Source organism: Sporosarcina ureilytica (assembly GCF_001753205.1).
Classification (GTDB): domain Bacteria; phylum Bacillota; class Bacilli; order Bacillales_A; family Planococcaceae; genus Sporosarcina; species Sporosarcina ureilytica.
On the sequence record NZ_CP017560.1, the window covers coordinates 3,322,624 to 3,339,869 of the forward strand.

14 protein-coding genes and 1 tRNA gene are annotated in these 17,246 nt (G+C 39.7%); 6 read left to right on the forward strand and 9 right to left on the reverse strand.

The genetic code is table 11. The annotated features are described in order from the left end of the window. Positions 1-50: 50 nt before the first annotated feature. Positions 51-1,280 carry a hemolysin family protein gene (locus BI350_RS16035; protein WP_075529077.1) on the reverse strand — a complete coding sequence of 410 codons (1,230 nt, stop codon included), beginning with the start codon at positions 1,278-1,280 and terminating at the stop codon, positions 51-53. Between the two features lie 158 nt (positions 1,281-1,438). Between BI350_RS16035 and BI350_RS16040 the strand changes: the two genes are divergently transcribed. Further along, positions 1,439-2,836 (forward strand): dipeptidase, encoded by a 1,398-nt coding sequence (locus tag BI350_RS16040; protein WP_075529078.1) that lies wholly within the window; start codon positions 1,439-1,441, stop codon positions 2,834-2,836. Between the two features lie 163 nt (positions 2,837-2,999). Then, positions 3,000-3,851, forward strand: a complete 852-nt coding sequence (locus BI350_RS16045) for a DegV family protein (protein WP_075529079.1) — start codon at positions 3,000-3,002, stop codon at positions 3,849-3,851. 42 nt (positions 3,852-3,893) lie between these two features. On the opposite strand, the gene BI350_RS16050 is transcribed toward BI350_RS16045, so the two are convergent. Then, the gene (locus BI350_RS16050; RefSeq protein ID WP_075529080.1) at positions 3,894-4,379 is read right to left on the reverse strand and encodes an amidase domain-containing protein; all 486 of its coding nucleotides are present in this window, start codon (positions 4,377-4,379) and stop codon (positions 3,894-3,896) included. A gap of 141 nt (positions 4,380-4,520) precedes the next feature. Further along, positions 4,521-4,591: transfer RNA gene (locus tag BI350_RS16055), tRNA-Ala, on the reverse strand. 241 nt (positions 4,592-4,832) lie between these two features. On the opposite strand from BI350_RS16055, the gene BI350_RS16060 reads away from it, so the two are divergent. Beyond that, entirely contained in the window at positions 4,833-5,294 is a 462-nt protein-coding gene (locus tag BI350_RS16060; protein ID WP_075529081.1) for a YusW family protein, read from the forward strand. Positions 5,295-5,346: 52 nt separating this feature from the next. Here BI350_RS16060 and BI350_RS16065 read toward each other — a convergent pair whose 3' ends face one another. The 3 genes from BI350_RS16065 to BI350_RS16075 form a co-directional block, all read right to left on the reverse strand. After that, the gene (locus BI350_RS16065) at positions 5,347-7,176 is read right to left on the reverse strand and encodes an ABC transporter ATP-binding protein (protein ID WP_075529082.1); all 1,830 of its coding nucleotides are present in this window, start codon (positions 7,174-7,176) and stop codon (positions 5,347-5,349) included. Then, positions 7,157-8,902, reverse strand: coding sequence for an ABC transporter ATP-binding protein (locus BI350_RS16070; RefSeq protein ID WP_075529083.1), 1,746 nt, complete (start codon positions 8,900-8,902; stop codon positions 7,157-7,159). The genes BI350_RS16065 and BI350_RS16070 overlap by 20 nt, the downstream gene beginning before the upstream one ends. Positions 8,903-9,065: 163 nt before the next feature. Further along, positions 9,066-9,989, reverse strand: a complete 924-nt coding sequence (locus BI350_RS16075; RefSeq protein ID WP_075529084.1) for a DMT family transporter — start codon at positions 9,987-9,989, stop codon at positions 9,066-9,068. A gap of 208 nt (positions 9,990-10,197) precedes the next feature. On the opposite strand from BI350_RS16075, the gene BI350_RS16080 reads away from it, so the two are divergent. From BI350_RS16080 to BI350_RS16090, 3 genes are all read left to right on the forward strand, one after another. Next, positions 10,198-11,859, forward strand: coding sequence for a bifunctional diguanylate cyclase/phosphodiesterase (locus BI350_RS16080; protein ID WP_075529085.1), 1,662 nt, complete (start codon positions 10,198-10,200; stop codon positions 11,857-11,859). 215 nt (positions 11,860-12,074) lie between these two features. Then, the gene (locus BI350_RS16085; protein ID WP_075529086.1) at positions 12,075-13,397 is read left to right on the forward strand and encodes a short-chain fatty acid transporter; all 1,323 of its coding nucleotides are present in this window, start codon (positions 12,075-12,077) and stop codon (positions 13,395-13,397) included. 130 nt (positions 13,398-13,527) lie between these two features. Then, positions 13,528-14,409 carry an SDR family oxidoreductase gene (locus BI350_RS16090; RefSeq protein ID WP_075529087.1) on the forward strand — a complete coding sequence of 294 codons (882 nt, stop codon included), beginning with the start codon at positions 13,528-13,530 and terminating at the stop codon, positions 14,407-14,409. Positions 14,410-14,941: 532 nt separating this feature from the next. Here the strand turns inward: BI350_RS16090 and BI350_RS16095 are convergent. From BI350_RS16095 to BI350_RS16105, 3 genes are all read right to left on the reverse strand, one after another. Beyond that, positions 14,942-15,769, reverse strand: coding sequence for an IS3 family transposase (locus BI350_RS16095; protein ID WP_075526276.1), 828 nt, complete (start codon positions 15,767-15,769; stop codon positions 14,942-14,944). A gap of 17 nt (positions 15,770-15,786) precedes the next feature. Further along, positions 15,787-16,107, reverse strand: coding sequence for a transposase (locus BI350_RS17475; RefSeq protein ID WP_075526275.1), 321 nt, complete (start codon positions 16,105-16,107; stop codon positions 15,787-15,789). A 444-nt stretch (positions 16,108-16,551) separates the two neighbouring features. Next, positions 16,552-17,160: a pyroglutamyl-peptidase I gene (locus tag BI350_RS16105; RefSeq protein WP_075529088.1), complete on the reverse strand. Its 609-nt coding sequence runs from the start codon at positions 17,158-17,160 to the stop codon at positions 16,552-16,554. Positions 17,161-17,246 lie beyond the last annotated feature (86 nt).

A 17,246-nucleotide genomic window follows, 5' to 3' on the forward strand; every position in this document is an offset into this window, starting at 1 on the left:
TACCATCGCATTCTCTTTCACTCACCTTACAAATGTGTAAGATTCGAAAATTATTCTTGTTGAACTTTAATTGTCATCCGCAAAATACGTGTCCGGTCCATTTCCTCAATTGTAAATTGCAAACTGTCATAGGAAAAACGTTCTCCAGGTTCGGGTATATGTCCCAATTGTTCTAAGACAAATCCTCCGACAGTATCATGTTCTGTTGGAATTTCTACACCGAGAAGTTCAACTGCATCCTCAATTTCAAGTCGTCCGTGACACGTAATTGAATGATCTTGTTTTTCATAAATTAACTCTTCATCCTCGATATCTGATTCGTCCTCGATATCTTGTCCAATCATTTCTTCTATAATATCTTCTTGCGTGACGATACCAAGCGTTCCACCATATTCATCCAACACAACGGCCATATGTTTTTTCTGCATGAGCATCATTTTGAATACCCGCTCTACACTAGATGATTGCAAAACGTATAGCATATCACGGTCTATGTATTCTTCTAATGACTTGTCGGGTTCTAATGTCCATTCGATAAATTTCTTCGAATAAAATATCCCCACAATTTCATCCATACTTTCTTCATAAACTGGATACCTTGTATAAAAATATTCTAAGATTGTATCTCGCACTTCACCATAGGTTGCTGTAATTGGGAGACCAATTACGTCTGTCCGATGTGTATCTAACACATCCGATACATCTTTGTCTGGAAAGTCTAACATGCCTTTTATACGTAACGTTTCATCATGCTCAAAAGTTCCCTCTACGCTCGCGATGTCTACCATCGATTTTAAATCTTCTTTTGTCAAAGTTGCTTCTGTAACAGCCCCTTTAGAAATAATACGGATAAATATATTTGTAAACAATGCCAGCACCGTAGTAAAAGGAGTTAATACTTTCACAAAAATCCTAATTACAGGTGCTACTACATATGCAATTGAATCGGCAAACGTAGCGGCTATCGTTTTCGGTAATACTTCTCCAAAGACAATAAGGATGACCGTCAAAATCCCAGTCGCCAAACCAACTTTCCATCCATTTTCAATCGCAATCATCGTCACAAGTGTTGGCAGCATAATGTTTGCGATATTATTACCGATTAGTATAGCGGTTATCATTCGGTCCGGCTTCGAAATTAGATCAAGCAATTTAGCAGATTGGATGTCTCCTTGATCAGCTCGAAGTTGGACCTTCATCCTGTTTACTGCGGTAAGTGCCGTTTCGCTTCCCGATAAGAAAAACGACATCACTAAAAAAAATCCGAGTGCAATAAACAAACGGCAACCCTCCTGTTTTCTTTATCGTTCATATAATCTGTCAATAAGTCCTTATAGCATACCATATTTTAGTTATATATTACTAAATCGACGCCTAAAATAATTATTCTTTGCTATACTATTTCTTGAGTCGAAACTTATAAAAGTGAGGGAATTTAATGGCACATTTAGAACAACTTGATCAATATTTTAAAGAACAACGTGATACGCACCTTGAAGAATTAAATGAATTTTTACGTATCCCAAGCATTAGTGCCCTTTCAGAACATAAAGCGGATATGCAAAAAGCTGCTGAGTGGTTAGTTCAATCATTTGACGCTGTAGGTCTTGAAAATGTTTCTATCGATGAAACAGATGGACATCCTGTCGTGTATGGCGATTGGTTACATGCTGAAGGAAAACCAACAATCCTTGTTTACGGACATTACGATGTCCAACCGGTTGATCCACTTGAACTATGGGAAAGTCCTCCATTCGAACCTGAAGTCCGGGACAATAAATTGTTTGCACGCGGCGCAAGCGACGACAAAGGACAAGTGTTTATGCATATTAAAGCTGTAGAAGCTTTGATGAAACAATCCGGTAAACTTCCAGTTAACGTAAAGTTTTTAATCGAAGGTGAAGAAGAAGTCGGGAGCCCAAACTTAGAAAAATATATTCGCGAAAACAAAGACAAACTTGCAGCGGATCTTATTGTCATTTCAGATACAGGCATGCAAGGGCCTGGACAACCAGCAGTTTGCTATGGTTTACGTGGCCTTACCGGCGTGCAAATTGACGTAAAAGGTGCAAAAGGCGATTTACATTCTGGCCTTTACGGCGGCGGCGTTCAAAATCCACTTCATGCAATCGTTGAATTGCTTGCTTCATTTAGAGATAAAGAAGGCACAATTGCGGTTGAAGGCTTTTATGACAACGTCCGTGAATTAACAGAAGAAGAAAGAGCAGCATACAAAGCACTTGGCTTTAATGAAGAAGCATTAAAAGAAGAAATCGATGTACCAGCATTGTTCGGAGAAAAAGGATTTTCCTATTTAGAGCAAACTTGGGCACGTCCAACGTTAGAAATTAACGGCTTATTCGGCGGTTTTTCCGGTGAAGGCATTAAAACAGTTCTACCATCCGAAGCGGGTGCTAAAATTACATGTCGTCTCGTTCCTGACCAAGATCCTGATGAAATCGTTGAAAAACTACAAGCCCATATTGAAAAACATAAGCCAGCGGGCGTGACTGTGACAGTAACTGAATTCGATAAAGGCAAACCATTCATTACACCATTTGACCACCCAGCGATTCAAGCGGCGGGTCGTTCATACGAAAAAGTGTATCACGTACCAACAGCTTATACACGTGGTGGCGGTTCAATTCCAATCGTTGCGGCTTTCGATGAGATTTTGGAGTTACCTGTCGTGTTAATGGGCTTCGGACTTTCAACAGAAAACTTCCATGCACCAAACGAACACTTCCATTTAGAAAACTTTGACCAAGGTTTACGTGTAATCGGTGATTATTATTATGAAATAGAAAGCTTTTCAAAAGAAGAATTAAAGAAATAATCTCTAAACGGGCCCTTTATAGAGGGCCCGTTTTCATTGTTATTCCACTAAAACATCTTACCTCCCGCATGTATATGAAACTTTAGTCTCCTCTATAAATATACGTATATTACTTTTCGTGGTATAGTATTAGAAAATGTAAAAGTAAAGGATGAAACTACCTGTGACGAAAAAACCGTTAGCATGGATTGTAGATAGTACAGCCTACGCTTCAAATAAACTGCAAAACCACCCTGACTTTTTCTCTGTCCCGTTAAACATTCATTTCGGAGAGGAACAATTTATTGATGGTGTAGATTTAACTTCAACTCAGTTATACGAAAAAATAAAGAATGCCGAACATTTCCCAAAAACATCACAGCCTTCAGCAGGAGAGTTTGCGGAAAAGTTTAAAGAAATCGCAAATGATTATGAACAAGCGATTGCGATTCACCTTTCTGATAAGTTAAGCGGAACATTGGCTTCGTCAAAAGGCGGCGCAGAAATCGCACAGTTTCCTGTTACTTTTGTCGACTCTCTTTCTCTTTCATACGGGACTACTGCATTAGTAGAACACGGAATGGATATGTACGAAAATGGGGCAACTGTAGAAGAGATTCAAGATACACTGACTAAAATGGCTGGGACTATTAAAAACTACATTTTAATTGGTAATCTCGATCAATTGTATAAAGGTGGCCGGATGAGCGGCGTCCAATTCTTCCTTGGCAGTTTATTGAAAGTAAAACCAATTATTCAAATCTCAGAACAAGGTGAACTCGGCGTTATTGATAAGGTTCGTTCGGAGAGAAGAGCTTTCCAATACTTAATGAATAAAGTGAAGGAAGCACATTCACGTGGTCTCCATAAAGTTTATATTATGCACGGAAATGTTCTGGACCAAGCGAAAGAGTTAGAAAATGCCCTTTCCGAGCAAGCTCCTGATTTAGAAGTTGAAATTGGAGAGCTTAGTTCTGTTCTTGCAGTTCATGCAGGAGAAGGAACACTTGCTGTCATGTGGCTTGAAAAGGAATAAGATTTTAAAATGCAGTCCACTTCTATAGCGGACTGCATTTTTTCATGAAAAGTTATCGTTAATTTTAAAGAAAATATAGCGGGCATTGGGTGTGCTTGCATAGGAATCTTTATAGTCCCAAGTACGCTGACGAACGTTATACGTATGCGCATTCACAAGTGGCATATCCCCGTCTTTTGCCGTCACGATTGTTGAATGGTCATAACGGCCATCATTCTGAAAGTCGTACACGATGATATCCCCCAAATCTAATTGTTCCGCTGACTGAACAGTCTTCGCGGTTAATCCCCTTTTTGAGGTCCCTAAATACCACCGAAGCGAGTGGGGCGTTGACCAACTTAAACTCCATGTTCCCCCGCCTATCCACCAACCTTGCAGCCGATTCGGAGATCCCCACATCGGCGCTCCCCCAGCCCGTAAACATTGCGAAATATAATTTGTACAGTCATCATCGAATTTTGGATATGCTGGATTATAACTATCCCACCAAGTATTCGCATAATGAACCGCCGCTTCTCGGTCGTACACCAAGTATCCCTCCCCTAGCATCATATGAATGGCTAGAAGGTGGCATACATTTTTCCGTTTATCCAAAATCAACTTTATGATTTATCAAAAGAAAAAACGTCTAAACCTTGACCAATCAAAGTTTAGACGTTTTATTAAGTATGGAGCCACGGAGAATCGAACTCCGATATTTTGCATGCCATGCAAATGTAATCCCATTATACTATGGCCCCGTTTTTGAGGTCTCAGTGGATTAATGCCATGCAAGCGCTCTCCCATCTGAGCTAAGTCCCCGTAATTAATAATTATATAATCAACATTAATAGTACAGTAGTTATGAAATATAGTCAAGCTGCTTGCAAAACGGTGACCCTTTACCCTAACAATCCCACAACCTTTTCTCCATTTTTTGTTTAGTAAAACAAAATAAAGGCAAAATACTAGTATGAAAAAAACTGAAAGGTTGTGGATTCATTGAGAAAGTGGAAATTTTTAAGTCTAATTTTAATCATAAGTGTCTTGGTCATTGGCGCGTGCGGAAAAAAACCTGCGGATGATACAAAAAACGACCCAGTACTCACTACAGAAAAAGAAACTGAAGGCGGTTCTATTGAATCGGGCGATGGATTTGGCTTCACGATTTTCGACCTTGAAATTGACATCAACGGAGAAGATGCAATTGATGTGAGTTATGATGTCACCGAACAGGCCGATGCGGATTATAAAAATAAATTAAACGAGATTGATGTAGAAGGCGCCAAAGCAATGGATGAATTAGACATTTTATTCAAGGAGATTCGCCTAACAAAAGACACCCCCGAGGACCAAGCAATAAACGACATTCTTAAGTTCTATGAGATTGATGATTACTCTAAGTTTGAACTTAACGTTAATTTTGACGAAGGAACTGAACTTCGCATTCATAAAACAAAATAGTTTCGAGCCAAAAGCTACGCGGAAATGCGTAGCTTTTCTTATGTGTTGAAACTTAAATTTTCGATTCAACCAGCAAATTGTAATAAACCCCTTTGCGTTCAATCAGTTCCTCCTGACTTCCCGACTCAATGAGTTTACCTTGTTCCATCACAAAAACGGTATCCGCTTTACGCACCGTATTCAACCTATGGGCAATGACAAAACTTGTGCGTCCCTTCATTAATCTCTCCAACGCTTCTTGAATTTCTAGTTCTGTCACTGTATCAATACTACTTGTCGCTTCATCTAACAAAAGAAGCACAGGGTCTGCAACGAGCGCTCTTGCAATCGAAAGCAGTTGTTTTTGACCTTGTGAAATCTCTCCACCATCCGCGGTTAATACCGTATCGTACCCATTTTCCAATCGACTAATAAAACTATGTGCATTTGCCTTTTTCGCCGCCTCAATGACTTCTTCATCCGTCGCGTTTAGACGCCCATAACGGATATTTTCAAACACTGTCGCTTCGAATAAAAATGGATCTTGTAAAACAAAAGCCATTTGATTACGAAGCGTTTGACGCGGCAATTCTCGAATTGGAATTCCATCGATTAAAATATCACCTTTATCCGCCTCATAGAAACGAGCAAGTAATTGCATAATTGTCGTTTTTCCCGCACCTGTCGCGCCAACCAAAGCTGCTGTTTCTCCAGGCTTTACGAGAAATGACACATCACTCACCGTATAACCATCTGTCTCAACAGCATAACCAAATGAGACATTGCGAAATTCGACATCTCCTTTTAATACGGTATCATGATGACCTTTTGCATCATCTTCCTCAATGGCTTCATCGATAATCCCAAAAACCCGCTCTGCCCCTGCAATGGCAGAAAGGACCGTATTAAATTGGTTGGCTAAATCATTCAGCGGACGCGTAAATTGACGAGCCAATTCCGAGAAAACAACTATCGTCCCAATCGTCACTAACCCATCGCCTTTTAAGGCTAGCAAGCCCCCAACGCCTGCGACAACCGCAAAACTGGCGTTATTGAGCATATTCATTACTTTGGGAATAAATCCTGAATAGGTCATTGCCCAAAAACCTGTCCGTCGTAAACGATCACTTTTCTCTTCAAACTCTTCCATTACGCGCGTTTCTTGGGAAAAAGCTTTCACAATACGCTGTCCAGAAATCGTTTCCTCTATCATTCCATTTAATTCCCCAACTGCTTTTTGCTGTTCCTTAAACAACTTTCCAGTCCTGCGTGTGATCCAGCGAATGGCAATAAACATGATCGGAATAATGATCATCGTTAATAAAGTAAGTAACGGACTTAAATACAGCATAAGTGCCACTGTACCAGTCAGCGTTAAAATACTCGAAAAGACTTGGATAAACGATGTATTCAACGTTTGGCTGACGTTTTCAATATCATTTGTGACACGACTCATTAATTCACCATGCTGTCGTTTATCAAAAAACGTCACAGGAAGTTTTTGTAAATGTGTAAATATATTTGTTCTTAACCGATAAACCGTTTGTTGGGCAATGCCCACCATCCAGTAGTTTTGTAAATACATGGCTGTCGATAAGCCAATATAAATCAAAATAAGAATCCCTATTTTAGTACCAAGCCCGTCAAACTGCGCAACGACAATATGATGATCAATAATTCTACCGACCATAAAAGGACCGAGTAAAGTGAGTACAGATGAAACAAACACAAGTGCTAACACGGTGATAAGCAAGGCTCTCTGTTCGTCGACGAGTTGCCAAATACGATACAAGACCGATTTCCAGTTACTTGCTCTCTCACCTTTAAATCGCTTATCCCCTTTCATATCCTCTTTCCTTAAAATCGGCTCATAGCCAAAAGGTTTACGAAGTATGCGTACCATTGAACCCCACCTCCCCATCTTGTGACTGTGATTGTTGAATTTTAAGATACAACGCTGATTGCTTCATTAAGTCCTGATGCGTTCCATAACCGACAACACGTCCATCATCCAATAATAGAATTTTATCGGCACCTTGAGCTGTCGAGATTTTTTGCGTCACAACAAGCATCGTTGCCCTTTCTTTTTCAAGCGCAGTCCAAAGCGCAGTTTCCGTTTTGACATCGAGCGCACTCGTACTGTCATCTAAGATTAAAATAGAAGGTTCTCGAACAAGTGCCCGCGCAATCGAAAGTCTTTGCTTTTGTCCACCTGATAAGTTGACCCCTTTTTGCCCAACACGGGTTTCATACTTATTTGGAAATAAATCAATGGATTCATGAATTTGCGCTTTTTTTGCAGCATTTTCTAATTCAATCGTAGAGGCATCCGAATCTCCCCAAGATAAGTTTTCAAAAATAGATCCCGTAAACAATATAGACTGTTGCGGAACGAGTCCAATTGTGTCTCTTAAATCTTTTAGCGGCCAATCATGCACTGCTTTTCCATCAACATATACTTCTCCCCCCGTTGCATCGAAAATACGAGGAATTAAATTAAGTAATGTTGATTTCCCCGAACCAGTTGCCCCCATAATCGCCAATTTCTCACCGGGCTTCACATGGAAGGATACGTGATCGAGAATCGGCTCGTCTTTTCCTGGATAATGGAAAGACACATTGTCAAAACGTAAGTCCCCTTTTAGTGTTCGAGGGGCCTGACTATCTGTGTCATATTCTTCAAGGTCTTCATTTGCTAGTAATACTTCTTCCATTCGATCTGCTGAAGCTTTCGCACGGGAAAATGCACTAATAATAAAGGCAAACATCGAAAATGCCCCAGTCATTCTCATTGCATAGTTCACCACGGCGACAAGTTCCCCTACTTTTGCCCCCCCATTTTGCACTTCAATCGCACCAAACCAAAGAACCGCCATTAAACTTCCATTCATGATCAATAATAGAACCGGAAGAATAAACTCCATTAATCGCATTGCTCGGACGGTATCTGAACGCAACAGATCCGCTACTTTAGAAAAACGGCTCGCTTCGTACATTCCCCTTAAGTACGCTTTAATCAACCGAACCGCTTGTAAATTTTCTTGAATAATTCGATTAACCCCATCTAATCTTCTTTGAATACGCGCAAAATATCGCACGCCTTTTCTTGACATATATACTAGAAAAACAAGTAAAATTGGTGCACCAATAACTAAATAAAGCGCTAATTTCACGTTCACTATAAAGGCCATGACTAAACTTCCAATCACCAGAAGCGGTGCACGCATCATAATCCGCAAAGACATAAACAATACGTTTTGCACCATCGTTACATCACTTGTTAACCGTGTTATTAGACCGGCAGTTGGAAAACGAAGAAATGTAGCCATCGAAAAGTTTTGCACTTGTTTAAATAATGCTTTTCGTAAATCGAACGCAAAACTTTGTGCAGCATGTGCAGCAAAATAAGAGTTAATCGCACCCGAGAAAAATGCTGCGAATGCAAGCCCCATCATCCCTGCACCCCATATAATAATGACATTCGTGTCGCGGGCTACAATTCCATCGTCAATGATTTTTGCAATAAAAAGCGGTTGAATTAATTCAACACTTAATTCAATAAGCATGAGACTAAAAGCAATTATCATTGGCCACTTATATGGCAACGCACGTGAAAAAACTGTTTTCATCAGCAGAGACCCCCAAAACTCTTTCGTACCCCGAATTATTTACTGTAGTCTTATTATGCCACAACAACATTCGATCTGTATACTGAACAAACTGAATTCATCTATTTTTCCGAACGGTCGTAATTAAAAAGGTGGATTCCCAAACCGGAATCCACCTTTTTAGTCATTCTTTCAATAAATCATCAGAAGCGGTCTCTATTTTACTTCCCGCCACCGAAATCCACGTAACCCCTATTAACATAGTAATGGCGCCTATAAATTGCCAGAGGCCTAATATTTGTCCGAACCAAATGACCGAGATAACCATCGCAGTTAGTGGTTCAAAACTTGATAGAATGCTTGCTTCTACCGCAGTAATGTATTTCATACTTCCTAAAAACAAAATAAAAGCAGCAGTCCCTACGACGATGATAAGTAGCAACATCATCATGAGTCCCCAGTCGCCAAGAAGTCTAAATTGTTTTATGACGGTATTCATTTGAGTAATTAATAATGTAACCCCGCCAATGACCATCGCCCAACCTACTGAGATGAGCACGCCCCATTCTTGCATAAGTCGTGCTGGATAAAGCGTATAAAATGCGAAAGAAAACCCGACAGCCAGTCCCCAAAACAGGGCAATTTTACTAAGTGTAAAGCCTGATAACGAGCCATTCGTTAACAGAAAAAACAATCCAACTAATGTGATAACCATTCCCAATCCTTGAACAGCGGGTGGTAATTTTCTATGCGTCCAGGAGACAAACAATATAATATAGATCGGTGCCAAAAACTGAAATAACGTAGCAATGACTGCGTTACTTGTATCAATTGAAGAAGCAAAACTTAATTGAACGCCGAGCATACCGATAATCCCAAATATAATTAGCTGGCGAGACCAAACACGTTGACGCCAAGGCGCAGTAATTCTTTTTCCTTGTAACTTTAAAATTGTCAATAAAATGATTCCTGCAAGAAGTAAACGAATCGTCAACATAAATGTCACGGACATATCCGAGTTTCTTAATAACCATTCCATCATCGGACCCGTAGCTCCCCAGAGGACTGCCCCGGAAATAATCATTGTGATTCCTTTCAATCTACTCATTTACCTACTCCCCCCCCCTTATTTAATCGTAATGAATACATATTTCAACGAATTGCTACCATAAAATTACAGTTAACTTCATCTTTTCAACCAGTTTTAACCACAATAATTAAAAAAATTTTATTCTATAGGCCTTGTGTTTTATTTAATGTATTTTCCCTCTATTAGGTATATAATCATAGTAAGTCAACCTAGGAGGCGGAATTGTATGTTATCACAATATAAACAATTTAAACCTGAATTACTTGATATTATCGAGAGCCTCGAACAATTTTACATGGTCACACATATAAATAGCAACGGCTCTATTACATATACAAATAAAGAATTTTTAGAGACCAGCAAGTGGACACCTAAACGTGTACTCGGGAAAAGTTTTTGGCAAATGTTCCCGAATACAGATACAGGTCAAAAGGAAGCTACTAAAATATGGGAACATGTATCGAATGGTAAACCTTGGTCAGGGACAGTCGAAAAAGTGAGTCGGGTTGGGGATCCTTATTATGTGAAAATGACAGCCATTCCCATCATTCGTTCAACTGATGAATTGGTTTCTGTAATTACCTTTGAATTAGATATGACAAAGGATGTCCAACTCCACCAACGTCTTGAACAAATCGCATTCTTTGACTACGAAACGGGGCTTATGAGTCGTCATAACTTAGAAACAGCTGTCAATAAATTCATTTCACAGGGAACTAGTTTCGCTTTCGCATACATAGCTATCGATCATTTTTATGCAATACAAGACTTTCATTCAAATGAATCCCGGAAAGAAATCATTCAATCTTTTACAAATCGTATGAAACGTTTTTTCCAAAACAGCCAAATTGCACGTGTCGGCGTCAATGAATTCGTCGTGTTAACACAATTTGCAGACTGGTTCATTGAAGGTTTTAACGACTTTTTAGACCGCCATCCTATATACATCGAGAATGATCTATTGTCCATAACGGTCAGCGGTGGAATTATTCGATATCCTGAAGACCAAAAAACATTTACAAACATGATGAAAGCGGCTCTCTCCGCTACACAAGATGTAATGAATCATGGGGGCGGAAAGATTACGACGCTTTCTACTGCTTCCCACAAAGCATTAAATCGAAAATCTTTGATTCACAAAAAGTTAATTTCTGCACTAAATGATAATAAATTGCAAGTTGTCTATCAACCTCAAATTGATAGTTATACAGGAGATATTTTATTATACGAAGCATTAGTTCGTTGGTATGATGACGAGCTCGGACATGTTTCTCCCGATGAATTAATTCCCATCGCAGAGGAAAATGGGCTTATTCAGAAAATCGGTACATTCGTTTTAACAGAAGCTGCCCAACTAGCAGCGACTCTACATAACGCGAATAAACCAACAACCATCTCTGTGAACACATCTGTTCGTGAATTTAACAACCCAAAACATAACAAGCAAATCATGAATATTCTTCAGAAGGCTTCTTGTCCTCCTGAACGGATTCAACTTGAAATAACTGAAACGTTTGCTTTCAAAGCAGAGGAAGAAAATTCAATCTCAAGTCAAATGAAAGTATTAAAAGATGCAGGAGTAGAATTTGCACTAGATGATTTCGGGACAGGATTCGCGTCATTCAGATATATGCAGTCTCTGCCAATTACGAAGATTAAAATTGATAAATTGTTTATCAACTCTTTAACGACTCATGAACAAACGAAAAAACTCGTGAATGGCATGATACAATTCGCAAAGTCAATGGATATATACGTTGTCGCTGAAGGCGTTGAAACAGAAGAACAACTAACCCTTCTAAAACAGCTCGATGTCGATGCCTTACAAGGGTACTTCATCGGCCACCCAATGACGAAAGAAGAAATTACACCTTCCCTTCATTCATAAAACAACGGAGCTGTTCCAACCTGGACGCTCCGTTTTTTCAATTCCCTATCTTTCCGCTTCGAAAACCATTACTTGCCACACTTAGTATCCAAGATGATAGTCAATTATTATTTTCGTCAAAGTAATCATTAATAGTTAACAACACATTGATATAAAACATTGATTACTATAGAATGTTAAGGGAATTCCAAATATTCTACAAGGGGGGATGTGTGATGAAGGTTTTAACGCGTTGGTCAAATAATATTATGGAACGGTATTTACCTGACCCGTATGTGTTCGTCGCAATTTTAACTTTGCTCGTATTTTTACTTGGAATCATTTTTACCGATTCTGGTCCGCTTGATATGGTCGTTCATTGGGGAGACGGCTTTTGGGGATTATTATCATTCACCATGCAAATGGTCGTTGTACTAGTAGCTGGGTATGTTTTAGCAATTAGCCCGGTGTTCAAAAGGCTGTTAAGTACACTAGCAAATGGAGCAAAATCACCTGGTTCCGCAATTTTGCTTGTGACAATCGTGTCGTTAATTGCTTGTTGGATTAACTGGGGATTCGGACTCGTCATTGGGGCGCTTTTTGCAAAAGAGATTGCAAAAAAAGTGACGACAGTAGATTACCGCCTATTGATTGCAAGCGCCTACTCAGGCTTTATTATTTGGCACGGTGGACTAGCTGGCTCAATACCGTTATCAATCGCAACTGCAGATCATCCTTTCGCGGATATCATGGGCGTTGTGCCGACAGCAGAAACGATTTTCTCGACGTATAACTTAATTATCGTAATCGCACTTGTTATTTCCGTTCCGTTACTGAATCGCTTCATGATGCCGAAGCCTGAAGATACTTTTTCGATAGATCCTAAACTATTAGAAGATAAGGCCGAAGTCGAAGTTGAGGAGAAGAAAACTAGCCTGACACCAGCTGACAGATTAGAAAATAGTGTGTTACTTTCAATGCTTATCGGAGCTTTAGGACTCGCCTATCTGATTCAGCATTTTGCATCTAATGGATTTGATTTGAACTTAAACATTGTCAATTTAATTTTCTTTATTCTTGGAATCATTTTTCACGGTACGCCAAAACAATTTCTTGCGGCAATCGCAACAGCGGTTAAAACAGCCGGTGGGATTATATTCCAATTCCCGTTCTATGCCGGTATTATGGGTATGATGGTGACATCTGGACTTGCCGGTGTCATATCCGAGTGGTTCGTTGCCATTTCAACGGAGCATACTTTCCATCTCTTTACTTTTTACGCTGCCGGGGTTGTAAACTTCTTTGTCCCATCAGGCGGCGGTCAATGGGCAGTTCAAGCACCTATCATGCTCGAAGCTTCTGAAGCACTTGGCGTGAGCTATTCTAAGACTGCTATGGCTATCGCATGGGGAGATGCGTGGACAAACATGATCCAACCTTTCTGGGCATTACCAGCGCTGGCAATTGCAGGTTTACGTGCTAAAGATATTATGGGTTATTGTGTATTTGTTCTGTTATTAAGCGGCCTTGTTATAAGTATTGGATTATTTTTCTTTTAACAAATATAACTATCCGGAGGGACATTGGCTCCCTTCGGATTTTTCATTTTTAATTACTAAAAAGATTATTTCCCTCCGTTCTGGGAACAATTTATTCAGATAACATTGTTCGATAATCGGAGGGATTTCATTGCCAAAAGATGAATATGAAAAAGTTAATGAGCAAGTACCTGCACAAACGCAAGATAAACAGCCTGGGGTCGAAGAAGAAATGACACCAGCACCTATTTATGATGATGAAAACTACAATGGTTCTGGTAAGTTAAAAGGTAAAAACGCACTCATTACCGGCGGAGACAGTGGGATTGGCAGAGCGGTTGCTGTCGCCTACGCTAAAGAAGGCGCCAATGTTGCCATCGCTTATCTGGCCGAACAAGAAGATGCAGATGCGGATAAAACAGTTGAACTCATCGAGAAATATGGCGTGAAATCCTACAAAATCAGGATTGATATTAGTGAGGAAGAACATTGTGAGCAGTTGGTTGATAAAGTGATAAATGAATTCGGCAGCTTGGACATTTTAGTCAACAATGCCGGCAAACAATTTCCGCAGAACGATATAGCCGATATTTCGGAAGACCAATTGCGAGAAACTTTTGAAACAAACTTTTTCGGTCTTTTTTACCTCTCAAAAGCTGCTTTGCAACATATGAAAAAAGGAGATGCAATCATCAATACCTCTTCCGTAACGGCTTATAACGGCTCGGTAAGTTTGCTCGATTATTCCGCTACCAAAGGAGCCATCACTTCGTTTACACGTTCACTTGCACTTAATTTAGCGGAAAAAGGCATTCGAGTAAACGCGGTAGCGCCTGGTCCAATTTGGACACCATTAATCCCTGCTACATTTGACGGTCAAAAGGTAAAACAACACGGTGCAGATACGCCTGTTAAACGTCGTGGACAACCTGCAGAAAATGCACCTGCATATGTGTTTTTAGCCTCGTCCGATTCTACTTATATAACCGGCCAAACGATCCACGTAGATGGTGGGGATTTTGTTGGTTCTTAGATTTTTTTACGTTGTATAGTTTCGTTGAGGCGTTGTGAACTTTTCGGGAAGCGTTGCGTTCTTTTACGATTGTGTTGCAGACTTTTCGAGAAACGTTGCGTACTTTCGTAAACGTTGCATACTTTTTTCAAAACGTTGCGTTCTCTCGCGATAGCGTTGCATACTTTTCAAGAAACGTTGTGTACTTTCGTAAACGTTGCATACTTTTATCGAAGCGTTGCGTTCTCTCGCGATAGCGTTGCAGACTTTTCAAGAAACGTTGCGTACCTTCGTAAACGTTGCATACTTTTATCGAAGCGTTGCGTTCTCTCGCGATAGCGTTGCAGACTTTTCAAGAAACGTTGCGTACTTTCGTAAACGTTGCATACTTTTTTCAAAGCGTTTCGTTCTCTCGCGATAGCGTTGCATACTTTTCAAGAAACGTTGTGTACTTTCGCGATAGCGTTGCAGACTTTTATCGAAGCGTTGCGTTCTCTCGCGATAGCGTTGTAGACTGACATATCGATTTGAGACACGTATAAAACAACAGTCGCTAGGCTGCTTCTACAAAATATTCTCTTGGTGAAAGGTAGCCTAGTTTTTCCTGAATACGTTCTTCATTATAATAATTTAAATAGTCAGTGACGCGTTTAGTGACTTCTGCATTACTAAGTGAATTGAATTTAACATACTGAAACTCTTCAGATTTCAAGCTTGAGTGGAACGATTCTATAACTGCGTTATCCCAACAATTCCCTCTCCGTGACATACTGCATACCAGATGATTTGCCGTTACATAATCTTGGAATGCGTATGATGTGTACACGGTACCTTGATCGCAATGAATGATAACTCCTTCAGGGTTGTTGCGGGCTTCTAATGCCCCCTTAAGGGTATCGATGACAAGGGATGTCTGTTGATGATCGTACAATTTGTAGGCTACAATTTCATTATTATATAAATCCATAATAGTGGAGAGATATTTTGTTTTACTACCATATTGAATATAGGTAATATCAGTTACCCACTTCTCATTTGGTGCACTTGCAGTAAAATGACGATTAAGCAGATTAGGTCTGATTACGACTGTTTCACCTTGTGACTTCCATTTTCTTTTAGGCTTAACACGACATTGTACATTATGCTTTTGCATGATTGATTGAACCGTATTACGATTTAATCTAATCCCATATTCTTTCTTTAACAGAGCTTTAATTTTTCTGTGTCCATAGCGATACTTAGTTTTCTTGCACAGTTCAATGATTGCCTCTTCTTTGGTTGAAAGTGATTTCTCACGCTCTTCGCCAAGCCATCTATAATAGTTTGAACGGGGAACTTGTAATGCCGATAAGATAGAGGTAATTGTGTATTTTCCTTTCATTTCCTCTACAGTTCTAATTACCTCTTCTTTTCCAACCCCCTTTTTATCTCTAAATACTTTTTTAGCACTTCATTCTCCATTTTCAATTGAGATAGCTGATGATCTTGTCTCTCTTGTCCATTCTTGAAATCATAACGAAAACCATAGGCATACTGTTGGCCGATTGGTTGATCAAAGCGATAAGTTTCATTGTTTTTATACCACTTCATCCAGCTTGCAATTTGCGCTCTATTTTTGATTCCATGCCTCTCTAAAATCTCTTTATCTGTAAAGTTACCACTTAATTTATCTTTCACAACAGCCCATTTAACTTCACTTGAATATCTGTTTCTTTTCAATATAAAAACCCCCGACGTTATCGCTTTTTACTAGTGTAACACTTTGATGTTGTTTTATATTGTCCCAAGAATTTGGGTTAGCCCATTGCATACTTTTCAAGAAACGTTGTGTACTTTCGCGATAGCGTTGCAGACTTTTATCGAAGCGTTGCGTTCTCTCGCGATAGCGTTGCATACTTTTCAAGAAACGTTGCGTACTTTCGTAAACGTTGCATACTTTTTTCAAAGCGTTGCGTTCTCTCGCGATAGCATTGCATACTTTTCAAGAAACGTTGTGTACTTTCGTAAACGTTGCATACTTTTATCGAAGCGTTGCGTTCTCTCGCGATAGCGTTGCATACTTTTCGAGAAACGTTGTGTACTTTCATAAACGTTGCATACTTTTATCCCCAAAAGTTAAAATGCTTTCAAAATGGACATATAAGTCATTTTGGAAGCATTTCTTCATTCCGCAGCAAGCACTTTTATACAAGTAAGTATTCCATTTTTCAAATCTTCCTCTGACCAGCTTGGGATAGCGCCCTGTTCTATCGCAAGTTCATGAGAAGCTGGGATATGAATGAATCCAGCTTTCATAGGCTTTTGTTGTTCATTCGCATAATGGAGCGCTCGGTACATGACATTGTTACATAAATAAGCGCCCGCTGTATTAGAAATCTTGGCCGGTAATCCTGCTTCATTGAGGGCATCGACCATTTTACGAATTGGCAGTGTTGAAAAGTAGCCGTCCGCACCCCCCTTGATAATTTCCTCGTCTACTGGCGCATAGCCGCTATTATCTTTCGGCCCATCATTGACATTAATGGCAATACGCTCGGGTGTTATTTTAGAACGACCCCCAGCAAGTCCGAGTGAAATAATCGCGTCTGGCTGCAAATTTTCAATATGGTCCATAAGCGCTGGACCGGATAATTTAAACTCAACAGGCAACACTTCACTATGTATGCTATATTGGCCGATTTCCATCCCATGTAAAGCTTCTACAATTTTCATTGTCGGATTTACAGAAAACTTTAGAAACGGCTCAAATCCTGTAAGCAATAGTTTTTTCATCAAACATCCTCCCCTTTTGTAATCATTATATATCAATTAAGATTGATTGACATATTTCACCCACCTGCGCCGCAAACTATGATGAG